11 protein-coding genes are annotated in these 13,767 nt (G+C 67.8%); 6 read left to right on the top strand and 5 right to left on the bottom strand.

The window, feature by feature from the left end; all coding sequences use genetic code 11:
• Positions 1 to 23 precede the first annotated feature (23 nt).
• On the top strand, positions 24 to 935 hold the full coding sequence (locus ACZ6YI_RS06760) for a DUF4097 family beta strand repeat-containing protein (RefSeq protein ID WP_465777977.1): 912 nt from the start codon (positions 24 to 26) through the stop codon (positions 933 to 935).
• Between the two features lie 95 nt (positions 936 to 1,030).
• Here ACZ6YI_RS06760 and ACZ6YI_RS06755 read toward each other — a convergent pair whose 3' ends face one another.
• A complete protein-coding gene (locus tag ACZ6YI_RS06755) occupies positions 1,031 to 1,993 on the bottom strand; it encodes a hypothetical protein (RefSeq protein ID WP_465777976.1) in 963 nt (320 codons plus the stop codon).
• 262 nt (positions 1,994 to 2,255) lie between these two features.
• On the opposite strand from ACZ6YI_RS06755, the gene ACZ6YI_RS06750 reads away from it, so the two are divergent.
• Entirely contained in the window at positions 2,256 to 5,150 is a 2,895-nt protein-coding gene (locus ACZ6YI_RS06750; RefSeq protein WP_465778138.1) for an EAL domain-containing protein, read from the top strand.
• A gap of 93 nt (positions 5,151 to 5,243) precedes the next feature.
• Here ACZ6YI_RS06750 and hslO read toward each other — a convergent pair whose 3' ends face one another.
• Positions 5,244 to 6,164, bottom strand: a complete 921-nt coding sequence (gene hslO / locus ACZ6YI_RS06745; protein WP_440324773.1) for an Hsp33 family molecular chaperone HslO — start codon at positions 6,162 to 6,164, stop codon at positions 5,244 to 5,246.
• A gap of 105 nt (positions 6,165 to 6,269) precedes the next feature.
• Here hslO and mtgA point away from each other — a divergent pair, with 105 nt between their 5' ends.
• From mtgA to ACZ6YI_RS06730, 3 genes are read left to right on the top strand one after another with little or no spacing between them, the layout of a single operon-like run.
• Entirely contained in the window at positions 6,270 to 7,010 is a 741-nt protein-coding gene (gene mtgA / locus ACZ6YI_RS06740; protein WP_465777975.1) for a monofunctional biosynthetic peptidoglycan transglycosylase, read from the top strand.
• A gap of 8 nt (positions 7,011 to 7,018) precedes the next feature.
• Positions 7,019 to 7,993, top strand: a complete 975-nt coding sequence (locus tag ACZ6YI_RS06735; protein ID WP_465777974.1) for a glycosyltransferase family 2 protein — start codon at positions 7,019 to 7,021, stop codon at positions 7,991 to 7,993.
• 49 nt (positions 7,994 to 8,042) lie between these two features.
• A complete protein-coding gene (locus ACZ6YI_RS06730; protein ID WP_440324767.1) occupies positions 8,043 to 8,471 on the top strand; it encodes a CBS domain-containing protein in 429 nt (142 codons plus the stop codon).
• Here ACZ6YI_RS06730 and ACZ6YI_RS06725 read toward each other — a convergent pair.
• Genes ACZ6YI_RS06725 through ACZ6YI_RS06715 form a run of 3 tightly spaced genes read right to left on the bottom strand, consistent with a single transcriptional unit; the run spans position 8,468 to position 12,287 of the window.
• Complete coding sequence (locus ACZ6YI_RS06725) at positions 8,468 to 9,742, bottom strand: NTP/NDP exchange transporter (protein ID WP_465777973.1); 1,275 nt, start codon at positions 9,740 to 9,742, stop codon at positions 8,468 to 8,470. The genes ACZ6YI_RS06730 and ACZ6YI_RS06725 overlap by 4 nt on opposite strands.
• Before the next feature lie 46 nt (positions 9,743 to 9,788).
• On the bottom strand, positions 9,789 to 11,690 hold the full coding sequence (locus ACZ6YI_RS06720) for a M48 family metallopeptidase (protein WP_465777972.1): 1,902 nt from the start codon (positions 11,688 to 11,690) through the stop codon (positions 9,789 to 9,791).
• A 15-nt stretch (positions 11,691 to 11,705) separates the two neighbouring features.
• Positions 11,706 to 12,287: a LemA family protein gene (locus tag ACZ6YI_RS06715; protein ID WP_440324384.1), complete on the bottom strand. Its 582-nt coding sequence runs from the start codon at positions 12,285 to 12,287 to the stop codon at positions 11,706 to 11,708.
• 53 nt (positions 12,288 to 12,340) lie between these two features.
• Here ACZ6YI_RS06715 and ACZ6YI_RS06710 point away from each other — a divergent pair, with 53 nt between their 5' ends.
• Entirely contained in the window at positions 12,341 to 13,669 is a 1,329-nt protein-coding gene (locus ACZ6YI_RS06710; protein ID WP_465777971.1) for a serine hydrolase domain-containing protein, read from the top strand.
• Positions 13,670 to 13,767: the final 98 nt, after the last annotated feature.

Below are 13,767 nucleotides of genomic sequence, written 5' to 3'. Positions count from 1 at the left end.
CGACAACCGCCAGGATCCATCCCATGAAAACGCTCTATGTCACTCCCCTGCTGCTGGCGCTGTCGATCGGTCAGGCCTACGCCTCGACGCCGATCAACCTGTCGAAAGACATTCGGCCCAACGCGAAGATCAGCATCGACAACACCAAGGGTGAAGTCACCGTCACCGCCTGGGACAAGAACCAGGTGCAAGTCACCGGCACCCTCGGCGATGGCGCCAAGCCGCTCGAACTCGACGGCGATGGCAACAGCATCGATATCCGCGTGGATACCGGTGGCGACAAGAAAGGCTGGTTCGGCAGTTGGGGCAACGACACCCGCATGCAGCCCACCGTGCTGAACGTGCGCGTGCCCAAGGGCGTGCAGCTCGAGGTCAACGTGGTCAGCGCCCCGGTCAGCATCGACGGGCTCGATGGCGGCAAGGTGGAAGTGGACTCGGTCAGCGGCCGCATCCGCGCCAACGTGCACTCACCGGATATCAGCATGCAGACGGTCAGCGGCACGATCGACCTGGCCGGCAAGGCGGGCAAGGCCGATCTGCAGACCGTCTCCGGTGACATAACCGCGCCGTCCATCAGCGACAAGATCGAGGCGCAGACGGTATCCGGCCGCATGACGATCGGCGGCGGCCCGTGGCGGGATGCCAATTTCAGCACCGTGTCGGGCGACACCCGGATCCTTGGCGGCATCACCGACGGCGGCAAGCTCACCGTCGATTCGATGAGCGGCGACGTGGAATTGGGCCTGCCGGGTAACACGTCGGCGCGCCTCGAGGCATCCACCTTCAGCGGCGAACTGCGCAGCGACTTCGGTAGCCCGACCAAGGGCGACGATGGCCCGGGCAAGGAGCTGAAAACCACCATCGGCAGCGGCAACGGCCAGATCCACCTGGAAGCCTTCAGCGGCGACGTGAAGATCCGCCGCGGCGGGAACTGAGCGCCGTACTGTGGGAGCGCGCTAGCGCGCGATCGCGCTCCCACAATGGCAACCGCGAAGCATAAAAAAAGGCCGCGAAATTCGCGGCCTTTCTTTTAGAGATCCTGGTGGTATTGCACGTACGGCGTACGTGACTGGTCCGGCTCGCGGATGTTCGGGCTGTTGGCGGGTTCGCCGGAGCCCGACGACCACACGTTCTGCGCGCCGACGGAGAGCTCGCCACGCCACGGCAGGCGGAAGGTCACGCCGAGGTCGATGGCGTTCCAGCGGCGGTCGCCGTTCAACGCATTCACCGTGCCGGCTTCGGGCTGCATCGTGCGGCCGGTGATCGCGCCGTACAGCGGGCCGCGATCGACACCGAGGCTCAGGGACTTCTGGTCGACCGCACCCATCCCAAGCAGGTTGCCCGGGGTGAGGCGCACGCGACCCACGCTGGCGCCCAGGTCGATGCCGCTGCGCCCGCCCAGTTCAAGGCGGCCGTGGGCATTCAGTTCCGTGCTCGAGGACAGCGCGCTGAACGGCAGCCCCGACGTCGTGGTAAGGCCGGATACGACGCGCGGCAATGCAGCGCCAGCGCCACTCGGACGCGACGAACCCACGCCAATGCCGAGGCTGTAGCCGGACCCGTTATAGGTGGCGCCCACTTCGCTGCCGACGATGCGCGGCGGCGTACCCGGCGAGCTGCAGCGATCGCCGCTGCGCGCGGCCGCGGCGGCCGTGCCGCAGGATTCGGCGGAATTGATCCAGCCCTGGCCGCTGACGTTGGCGTGCGCGGAAACACGCGGGCCGAGGTCGTACTGGAGGCCACTGGAAAGGAACGGGCCCGCCTGCACCGGGCGCACGGCGAGCGAACTGCTCGGGTCCGCGCGGTCATCGGTGATGGCGGAAAGCGAACGGCCATCCTGCGTGCGCCAGAGCGGCACGCTCACCTGGCCGCCATCGCCTTCGACCGGCGCGGCGAGCAAACGGGCCGGCGAAGTATCCGAACCCACCGGCACGACCTGCCCTGCCGCGACGAGCGGCACGAACAGAAGCGTGGTGAGCAAGGTCTTACGCATGGCAACCATATCAGGCAGTTGGCTGGCTTTCCCCGTCCTCCCGCACCAGCCGGGGCGGGGAGGTTGGAGCATAACCCATTTTACTTTTTACTAACACCCCAACGGGGCCATCTTAAGAAAAAAGAATAGCTGCCGTTTATGACACCAGGGGGGGAAAGCCATGGGGTGGCGCAGGGGCCGTGAGACTGGGTCCCGGCGCCCCGTCGCGCCTCGGATCGAACGCATATAGACTGAACCGACCAAGACCGGAACCATGCAGGCGATGACCATCGCTCCATCACAAAGCCCTTCGCTGCAGGCGCCCGGTCCCGGTGAGATCGAGCCCCTGCACGATGCCGTGGAGCGCCTGTTGCGGGCCGCGGACGCCGAGAGCGTCCGCAACGAATGCGAGGCTTTCGCCCGCTGCCTCCTCCCGGAAGCCCGGATCGCCTGGCGCGACGCCGCCGCCGAAGCTGGCGCGGGTTCGCAGCCCGTTGAGCTCGGCAGCGACCCCCAGACCGAACGCTTCCTGGAACTGCACGCCACCGAGCAGGATGCCGCCCACTGGGGCGACATGATTGGCTGGCTCGGCCGCCTGGCCTCGGCGCGCCTGCGCCAGCTGGCGGAAACCGCCAACCTCTACGAGGCGATCTCGCGCCTCGCGCTCGCCGAACGGCTGCAGCGCGCGCTTTACGCCATCGCCGAACAGGCGGGCGCCGAGCACAACATGAACGACATGATGAGCGCGCTGCACGGGATCGTGGGCAGCCTCATGTACGCCGAGAACTTCTTCATCGTGCTGTACGACGCGCAGAACCGCACGGTGCGCTTCCCGTACTTCGTCGACTCGGTCGATCCGGATATCCCGGACCCCGAAGGCATCCGCCCCATCGAGGCGATCGAGAACACGCTCACCTGGCATGTGCTGAAGAGCGGCAAGTCGATGATGGGCGCCAGCACCGAGCTGGAAAAGAACCTGCCCGGCCCGCGCGTGCCGATCGGGCCGCCCAGCGACGACTGGCTGGGCGTGCCGATGAAGCGTGGCGACGACATGGTCGGCGCGCTCGTGGTGCAGAGCTACCGGCCGGATACCCGCTACACCCAAAACGACCGCGAGCTGCTCACGTATGTGGCGCAGCATGTGCAGACCGCGCTGGAACGCCGCCAGGCCCACGAAGAGCTCGAGCGCCGCGTCACCACGCGCACCGCCGCGCTGCGTGAAGCCAACCGCGTGCTGCGCCAGCAGGTGCTGCAGCGCCAGCGTGGCGAGCGCCTGCAGGCCGCCCTCTTCCGCATCGCCGAGCTGGCCAATACCTCGGACAGCATCGAGAATTTCTACGCTGCGGTGCACCGGGTCATCGGTGGCCTGCTCTACGCGCGCAACTTCTACATCGCGCTGCTTTCCGAAGACCAGAACAAGCTGACCTTCCCGTATTCGGTGGATGAGCTCGACGGTGTGCGCGAACCGCGCGAACTGGGCCGGGGCCTGACCGAATACGTACTGCGCAACGGCAAGGCGCTGCTCGCCGACCGCGAGGAGATCGACCGGCTCAACCGCGACCAGGTGCTCTCCACCAGCGGTGCGCGCTCGCTGCACTGGCTGGGCGTGCCGTTGATCTGGAACGAAAAGTCGATGGGTGTGCTCGCCGTGCAGAGCTACACGCCGGAACACACCTACAGCGCCCGCGACCAGGAGCTGCTCACCTTCGTGAGCTACCACATCGCGAACGCCCTGCAGCGCAAGTACACGACCGAATCGCTGAAGCAGGCCTACGCGAGCCTGGAGCGTCGCGTGACCGAGCGCACCCGCGCGCTGGCGCTCGCCAACCGCGACCTGCGCGAACAGATCGCCGAGCGCGAGCGCGTCGAGCGCCGGCTGAAGTACGAAACCCTGCACGATTCGCTCACGGGCCTGCCCAACCGCACGCTGCTCCTGCAGCGCCTGGAGCAAGCGCTGAACCACTACCGGGAGACCCCGACGGATCTCTTCGCGGTGCTGTTCATCGATCTCGATCGCTTCAAGGTCATCAACGATTCGGTCGGGCACCTGGTGGGCGATGACCTGCTGTTCCAGGTCGGCGGCCGGGTCCGCGCCTGCCTGAAGACCCGCGATGTCGTGGCACGCCTGGGCGGTGACGAATTCGCCGTGCTGGTGGAAGGCATCACCGATCCGCAGGCCGCCACGCACATTGCCGAGCGCATCATCGCGCAGCTGCAGACGCCGTTCCGCCTGGGTGCGAAGGAGATCTTCACCTCCGCCTCCATCGGCATCGCCCTGCCGACCCAGGACTACACACGCCCGGAAGAATTGCTCCGCGACGCCGATTCGGCCATGTACCGCGCGAAGGCCGAAGGCCGCCACCGCGCGGCCGTGTTCGACGACCGGCTGCGCCGCGAAGCCCTGCTCCTGCTTGAACTGGAAGGCGACCTGCGCCGCGCCATCGCGCGCAACGAGTTCGTGCCGTTCTTCCAGCCCATCGTGGACCTGGAAGACACCCGCGTGGTCGGCTACGAGGCCCTGCTGCGCTGGCGGCATCCGGAGCGCGGCCTGCTGCCGCCGGCTGAATTCCTGGCGGTGGCCGAGGATACGGGTTGCGCCGAGGCGATCGACTGGCAGATCTTCGAACAGGTCGCCCGCCAGGCCCGTGCGCTCACCCGCGACGAAGGCTTCATCAGCATCAACGTCTCCGGCAGCCATTTCCGCTCACCGAACCTGGACCAGCGCCTGCTCGACCTGTTCGCCGAGCATGAGGTGCCCGCGCGCTGCATCCGTGTCGAAGTGACCGAACGTGCGCTGCTGGAAAACCCGGCCCAGGTGAAGCGGATCCTCGAGAACCTGCGCAAGCACGGGGTCGGCGTGGCGCTGGATGATTTCGGCACCGGCTATTCGTCGCTGAGCTACCTGCACCAGTACCCGATCGAGACCCTCAAGATCGATCGCTCGTTCGTGATCGAGCTGCCGGCCGAGGAAAGCGAAGGCCACAGCACCGCGGTGGTACGGGCGATCCAGGCACTGGCCGATTCGCTGCGCATGCAGGTCATCGCTGAAGGCATCGAGACCGAATCGCAGATGCGCGCCTTGCGCCGCATCGGCTGCCGTTTCGGCCAGGGCTTCCTGTTTGCGCAGCCCGCACCGGCAAGCAAGTGGCTGGGGTCGCCGTTGTCGTTGGACGCGTAGGCGTTCCTGCTACGCCGCTTCGTTGGTTTATCGCGCGCAAGCGCGCTCCCACAACAGCGCGCTGTTGTGGGAGCGCGCTTGCGCGCGATGCCGTTATTGCAAAGTACTAGGCGCCGGCGGCGTATCCGGCCCCGCCAGCAGCTGTTCCGCATCGACACGGTCGAACGCGTAGCGGGTAGCGCAGAACTCGCAGATGACCTCGATCTCGCCATTGCGGTCGTCCAGCGTGGCGTGCACTTCATCGCGGCCGAGCGCGCGCAGCATCCCTTCCACCCGCTCCCGCGAGCAGGTGCAGCCGAAGGCCAGCGGGCGCGGGTCGTACAGGCGCACGTCTTCCTCGTGGTACAGGCGATAGAGCAGCTCTTCCGGGCGGCTCGACAGCATTTCGCGCGCGCCCAGCGTCGCCGTGAGGTGGCCAACACGGTCCCACGCGTCATCATCCGCGCCGGCCGCGCTGTGGCCGCCCTCACCCGGGATCGGCTGCAGCATCAGGCCCACGGCGTGCGTGCCGTCGGCGGCGAGCAGAATGCGCGCCGGGAGCTGTTCTGAACGGTCGAAGTAGCCCTCGAGCGCGGTGTTGATCGAGGACATGCCGTCGAGGGTCACCACGCCCTGGTAGCGCCCCTTCTCGGCATGGCCGACGGTGATCGCCAGCATCGGATCATCCAGTTCGAGCAGGTTCACCGTATCGCCCAGCGCCTCCGGGTTGAACCGGGCCAGGCCGCGGACGCGGCCCTGGTCGGTCGTCTCGGCGAACAGCAGGCGCACGGCGCCCTGGCTCTTGAACTCGAGCGAGAGCGAGCCTTCGAACTTGATGTTGCCGGTCAGCAGCGCGCTGGCGGCGACGGCCTCGCCCAGTGCGTTGCGCAGCGCCTCCGGATAATCCACGCGGGATGCGATTTCCTGCCAGCTGTGGCCCAGGCGCACGAGTACGCCGCGCACGCCCGCCTTTTCGAGCATGAAGCGGTGCAGTACATCGTCGGAAACGAGGGTTTCGACAACAGAATCGGTCACGATGGTCTCCTGATGATCCGACGAAAGATGGGGGCGCGGGCGCTGACCGACAAGGCCGCCGCCATTTGGCCCTTATACTGCGCCATCCTTTGTCATCGCGCCGCCATGCCCACGACGCCCCGCTCGCTGCCCCGCCGCATCGTCCGCCTCGTCGCCCTCCTGGCGATCGCGTGGCTCGCCGTCTCATGGTGGGTCGTGCTGGTGCTTCGCTTCGTGCCGCCATGGACCAGCGCGTTCATGATGGAACGCCGCGTCGAAGCGCTCTTCACGGGCGAGAAGGACTTCACGCTACGCCACCGCTGGGTGCCGTGGGACGAGATCTCGCCGCAGGTGGGCCTCGCCATGGTCGCGGGCGAGGACCAGAAGTTCCCGCACCACCACGGTTTCGATGTCGACGCCATCCAGGATGCCATCGATGCCGCGGATGAGGGCAAGCGCCTGCGTGGCGCGAGCACGATCAGCCAGCAGACCGCGAAGAACCTCTTCCTCTGGAACGGCCGCAGCTTCATCCGCAAGGGCCTCGAGGCGTACTTCACCGTGCTGATCGAGGCGACGTGGCCCAAGCAGCGGATCCTCGAGGTCTATGTGAACACGGTCGAGTACGGCGATGGCGTGTACGGCGTGGGCGCGGCCAGCGACGCTTTCTATCGCACGGCGCCGTCGCGCCTCAGCGTGGCCCAGGCCGCCCGCCTCGCCGCGGTGCTGCCCAATCCGCGCCGCTTCCGCGTCGATGCGCCCAGCGCGTACGTCATGCGCCGCACGGCGTGGATCTCCCAGCAGATGGGCCAGCTAGGTGGCCCTGCTTACCTTACCCGTCCAGCGCCGGTTTCCGGGCGCGTCCGTTGAGCTCCGACATGGCCTATTCGCTTTCCATCATCGTGCCCGCCTACAACGAGACCGAAGTGCTCGAACGGTTCCATGCGCGGCTATCGGCCGTGCTCGATGGCATGGCGACGCGCGCGACCGTGATCTACGTGGATGACGGCAGCCGCGACGATACGTGGGCGATCGTCGGCCGGCTGGCCCAGGCCGACGCGCGCGTTACCGGGCTGAAGCTGTCGCGCAATTTCGGGAAGGAAGCGGCCATGACCGCGGGCCTCGACGCGGCCGACGCCGACGCCGTCGTTCTCATCGATGCCGACCTGCAGGATCCCCCGGAACTCATCCCCGAGCTCGTCGCACGCCTGCGTGAAGGCAATGACGTGGTGTATGCGACCCGCGCCGACCGCGCCGGTGAAACCCGCCTGAAGAAATTCACCTCGGCCGCGTTCTACCGCGTGATGGAACGGCTTTCCGACAACCCGATGCCCCGCGACACCGGCGACTTCCGCGTGCTCTCCCGCCGCGCCGTGGCAGCCCTGCGCGAGCTGCGTGAGCGCCAGCGGTTCATGAAAGGCCTGTTCGCCTGGATCGGCTACCGCCAGGTCTCGCTGCGCTACCACCGCGATGCGCGCTTTGCGGGCGACACCAAGTGGAACTACTGGCGGCTCACCAACCTCGCGATCGAAGGGATCACGTCGTTCTCGGTGGCGCCGCTGCGCCTGGCCACGTGGCTGGGTCTCTCCGCCGCCCTGCTGGCCTTCCTGTACGGCTTGTGGGTGATCCTGAAGGTCCTGCTCTGGGGCGACCCGGTGCGCGGCTATCCCACGCTGATGGTGGTGATCGTGTTCCTGGGCGGCGCACAGCTCCTCGCCCTGGGCGTTATCGGCGAATACGTGGGCCGCACGTACGCGGAAAGCAAACGCCGGCCGCTGTACTACGTGGAAGAGCGCCACGGCGCCATCGGCCCTTCACCGGGCGATGACCCCCACGGCCCCGGGCAGGCGTAAACTGGTCCCATCGCGGCGATCCGCGCCGCGCCCATCCGGGGAGTCGAGCATGCAGCAGGTCAAGCATCTCCTGGGAGCGAAAGGCAGGGAAGTGTTCGCGGTGGCGCCCGATGCGCCGGTCCTCGATGCGATCCGGCAGATGGCCGACAAGAATGTCGGCGCCCTGGTCGTCATGAAGGGCAGCGAGCTGGTCGGCATCATTTCCGAACGCGATTACGCGCGAAAGGTGATCCTGAAGGATCGCTCGTCGCGCGACACACCGGTCGCCGACATCATGACTGCGAGCGTCATTACCGTGGCCACGGGTGCCACCGTCGATGAATGCATGCGGTTGTGCACCGACAACCGCCTGCGCCACCTGCCTGTCGTGGATGACGGCCGGGTCGTCGGCGTGGTTTCCATCGGCGACCTGGTGAAGGCGACGATCAGCGAACAGAAAGAGACGATCAACCAGCTCGAGGCCTACATCACGAGCTAGTGGTCCCGTTCCTCCGGCAGCAGGTCGGGTGAGGTCGCCGCGCGTCGCGCGATTTCCGTAGCGATGGCGGCGACGCCCGCGCAGACCAGGCCGATGGTCGAGATCCCCACGCCGGCCATGCGCGCGGCGGTGAGGGCGCTCGTGACCGCAAGGTCGCCGAACCGCCATACGGCGGTCTCGATGAAGTTCTTGCCCTTGTAGCGCGCCTCGCGCGGCATGCGCGTATACAGCGAATCCGAGGCCGGCTTGATCATGCCGTAGGTCATGCCGCGGCTGCCGATCATCACGATGGCGATCAGCGGCACCGTATACCCCATCACGCCGATATCCGCCGGGCCGAGCACGACCAGCAGCGCCAGCAGCACGAAGTTCACCAGTGACGGCACCACCATCGCCCACATGGCGCCCAGGCCGCGCAGGAGCAAGGGCGTGAGCGTCAGCTGCATGACCGCGCCCAGGCCGTTCACCCAGAGATCCAGGCTCGCGTAGAACGCCGTGCGGCCCGCGTTATCGATGAAGTGCGCCTTGGCGTAATCCGCCACCAGCGCGTAGGCCATGGTGCCGATGCCGTCGCTCAGCAGCATCAGGATCGCCATGTAGCGCAGGAACGGCTGCGTGAACGCCGACTTCGCCCCCTCGAGGATCGAGCCACCCACCGCTTCGCTCCGTACCGCCTCCGCGCCGTCCTGGCGCGAAGACAGGACCATCAGCGCGCCGAGGGCCGCCAGCAGCGCGATCGCCGAGATCACCAGCATGGACGGCACGCCGATGCGCTCCACCAGCAAGCGCGTAATCAGCGGCCCCAGCAGCGCGCCGCCCATGCCGCCGAAGGCGATGAACGGGAACACCAGGCGCGCGTGGCGGCTGCGGAAGATATCCGCCATGAAACTCCAGAACAGCGACACGACGAACAGGTTGAAGACGCTGACCCAGACAAAGAACACGACGCCCAGGGTCTTCGCGCCAATGGTGTCCTGCGCGACGAAGGCGGGAATGAAGGCGACCATGCAGGTGATGAAGGCCAGGTAGCTCGTCGCCACGACCCGCCTGCCCGGAAAGCGCGCGACGAGCCAGCCGAACACCGGCGTCAGCGCCAGCATGGTGACCAGCACGACCGCGTAGAACCAGGGCAGCGAAGAAGACCCCACCGCACCAACGAGCTGGTCGCGCAGGGGACGCAGCACGTAGTACGAGGTCATCACGAAGAAGAAGGCGATGATCGACAGCGCCAGGATGGCGCCCTCGCCCAGCGGGGATCGGCGAAGGTTCACGGTGGCCGGCGGTTCCGGTGGAGGCCGCGAAAGCCTAGCACGGGCCTTATGCGCCGCGTGCTTCGTCCACGAATTCCGGCGGGAGCGGGCAGCCCAGGCTGGCGCAGATGGCGCGCAGGCACTCGGCCTCGGCCACCGTCACCACCCCGTCGGCGGCGATGGCCAGCCACAGGCCGCGGACCACCAGTTCTTTCGAAGCCGGATTGCAGCGAGCCAGCTCGATCACGGCGCCGTCGAACGCCATGCGCCAGTCCGAGACGGCCGGCATCGCCGCGCCGGCTTCGCCAAACGCCTCGCGCTGTGCCAGTTGCCAGGCACGCAGCGCCGCCCCGGGATCCGGATTGCCAAACGTCGCCACCACCGCGCACAGGCGGCTGTACCCCTCGCGCGCGTCACGCAGCTTGCGCTCGCCCGGCCGTGCCGCCGCACGGGGGTCGCCCATGCTGACCAGCCGCGCGCGCAGCAGGCGCGACAGCGCGTACTCGAACAGCTCGACCTGGCGGTCCGCCATGACGAACTCGCGGACCAGGGTCAGCAGCGCCTCGCGCTCTTCAGGCTGCAAGGTGCGCAGGGCAGGCGCAGCGATGTCGACGAGCGGAAGGCGCGCGGCGGGCGCGAGGCCGGCTGCCAGCACCTTCAGTTCGTTCATCCGCTCGACTTCGCCCTCGCCCAGCACCACGCGAAGCGCGTTCACCTGTTGCGCCTGGACATCCGCCTGGTCAGCGGGCGCCAGCAACATCGCCAGCACGAGCGCGCGGGCGGTGGCCGGATCGTGCGCCGCTGCCACGAGCGCGGGCGGCAGCGCGGCGCGTACGGTCCCGGCGTGCGCAAGATCACGTGGCTCCGCCGTGCCGACGCGGCTGGCGACCGCCGTGGCATACGCGACGCCGGCGGCACCGGCAGCGGCGAAGCCACGGGTATCCGCACGTTCTTCCGCCGCCGGCGGAGCGGCGGCGCGCGCAGCGGCCGATGCCACCACGCCCGCGAGGTCCGCCTCACGAAACGCGGGATCAAGCGCCTTGATGCGTTCGAGGATCGGCGGATGCGTGGCAAACCACGACGTCCCGGCCGATGCTTCGCCGAACAACATATGCGCCACTTCGGCACGCTTTGGCGACGCGAGCGTCGAGCCGCCGGGCAGGCCCGCGATTTTCTTAAGGGCACCCGCGAGACCGCGCGTCTGCCGGGTGAACTGCACCGCGGAGGCATCCGCCAGCGATTCGCGCGAGCGCGAGACGCCCGCCTGGATCAGCCGTGCGAAGAACAGGCCGATCGAGCCCACCAGCCACAGGCCCATGCCCGCCAGCGCCACGACGCGGACGGAATTATCGCGGCCGCGACCCGTGAAGCTCATGACCTCACGCCCGATCACCGAAAGCACCAGGATCCCGAACAGGAGGCCCATCAGCCGGATATTCAGCCGCATGTCGCCGTTGAGGATGTGGCTGAACTCGTGGCCGATGACGCCCTGCAGTTCGTCGCGATCCAGCTGGTCGAGGCACCCGCGCGTGACGCAGATGGCGGCATCGTCGGGTCCATAACCTGCCGCGAACGCGTTGATCGAGGCCTCGCCCTCCATGACGAACAGGCGCGGCACCGGCATGCCGGCAGCGATCGCGGTCTCCTCGACCACGTTGCGCAGGCGCCGCAGTGCGGGATCGCTGGTCGCGGGATCCACCGGCACGCCGCCAAGGTCTGCTGCCACGACGGCACCACCCGCCGCGAGGCTGCCGATGCGCCACGCCATGGCGCCGCCGATCACCAGCAGCACCGCGGGCGTGGCCCAGGCGACCCAGAACCACGGCGGCGTCTGCCTCCGGAAGATCATGCCGGCGGTGTAGACCACGGCGTCCACGGCGAACACCGTCCCAAGCACCGCCAGGATGAACAGCACGACGAGCCAGCGGCCCGTGCGGCGTGATTGCTCCTGGCGCTGGAAGAAATCCATGCGCGCGCGCCGCCGTTACGTGAACGACACCTTCGGTGCCTCGCGCATGGCGGGCTGTTCGATCGCAAGCGGCTCGGCGGCGGGGAATCCACCCGCGACGAGCGAATTGGGGAACGTTTCGCGGCGATTGTTGTACGTCATGACGGCGTCGTTGTACGCCTGCCGGGCGAACGCGACGCGATTCTCGGTGGACGCGAGTTCTTCCGAAAGTTGCATCATCGTCTGGTTGGCCTTCAGGTCCGGGTAGGCTTCCTGAAGCGCGAACAGTCGGCCGAGCGTCTGGCCAAGGGCATTTTCACTTTCGGCGACGCGCTGCATCGCAGCAGCCTCGCCGGGGTGGCCCTTCGCCGCGGCGAGGCCCGCCACGGCGGCGTTTCGCGCCTGCACCACGGCTTCCAGTGTGCCGCGCTCGTGCGCCAGGTAACCCTTGGCGGTTTCCACCAGGTTGGGGATGAGGTCGTGGCGCCTTGTTAGCTGGACGTCAATCTGCGCGAAAGCGTTCTTGTAGCCGTTCCGCGCCGTCACCAGTCCGTTGTAGATGCCGATGAAGTACACGACAATGCCAATCACGATGATCAGCAGTACGATCAGTGCCATGGTCCCCTTCCCTCCGCGGCGTGCCCCCACGCCTGATGTGCCGCGAGAATAGCATGCCGTTCCGTTCCGCCTCCCTGCTTGCCTGCGCGCTTGCCGCTGCCCTTTCCGCCCCCGCCGCCTTCGCGGCACCCCCGCCGAAACCGCCCGTGGTCCACGTGGATCCGGATTCGGCAAAGATTCCCGCCGATCGCGTGAAGCAGACGATCGAGGACTACAAGCGCTGGCTCGATGCCGCCGAGGCACGCGATGCCGCGCCGGCGATGGTCACGGCGATCATCGTGGACGACAAGGTCGTCTACGAGCGTGCGATCGGCTACGCCAACGCGAAGACGAAGGAGCCGGCGACGCCCGAGACGGTGTTCCGCCTGGCATCGCTGTCCAAGGCCTTCGCGACCGGCGTCACCGCCGTCCTCGTGAAGGACGGCTTCCTCAGCTGGGATACGAAGCTCTCCGATACCCTGCCCTACTTCAAGCTGAAGGACGCGCAGGCAGGCCAGCAGGCGACCGTGCGCGACATCCTGGGCCAGCGCCTGGGCCTACCGCGCAACACGTACGATGCGATGCTCGAGGCCGACGCCCCGTACGAGGAGCTGGTGCGCAAGCTCGACGAGGTCGATCTCTCGTGCAAGGTGGGCGCATGCTACGGCTACCAGAACGTCGCCTTCAGCATGATCGGCGATGTGATCTACGCGACGACCGGCGATTATTTCTTCCGCCAGGTGGAGCGCCGGATCTTCGCGCCGCTGGGCATGACCACGGCAAGCTATGGCCGTGACGCGCTCGAGGCCAGCAAGAGCTGGGCACGCCCGCACCGCGGCGGCCCGCATAACTGGATCCCCTACGAGCCCAACGACGCCTACTACCGCGTCGCACCCGCTGCCGGCGTCAACGCCAGCCTGCGCGACATGGAGCAGTGGCTGATGGCCCAGATGGGCGGCCGCCCCGACGTGCTGCCCACGCCGCTGCTGGATGTGCTGCACGCACCGGGCGTGGCGACGCCGGGCGAAGAACATTCCCAGCCGTGGCGGCGCGCGCGCGTCACCGATGCGCACTACGCGCTGGGCTGGCGCGTCTTCACCTATGCCAACGAAGACCTCGTCTATCACGCCGGCGCGGTTTCCGGTTACCGCACCATGATCGGCTTCTTCCCGAAGTACCACGCGGGCGTGGTCACCATGTGGAACGCGGCGGCGCCGATCCCCGCCGGCCTGATGCCGATGGTGTTCGACGACCTGCTCGGCCTGCCGCACGTGGACTGGGCCGGCGTCGAGGGCGCGGTACACGCCGCACCGGTGGCGAAGGCGGCGGCGCCCGTGAAGACCAAGGCGAAGACCAAGGCCGCGCCGACGAAGAAGAAGCCGGCCCCTAAGAAAAAGAAGTGATGCCCCCCTCACCGTTGTGGGAGCGGGGGGGGGGGGGGGGGGGGGGGGGGGCGGCCCCCCTCGCGCGGCACGGCGGGGCCCCCCCGAGAGGGCGGGGC

Source organism: Luteibacter sp. NPDC104163, from assembly GCF_055584245.1.
The sequence above is the reverse complement of the archived record's forward strand: the minus strand, read 5'-3'. Positions and strand labels throughout refer to the sequence as shown.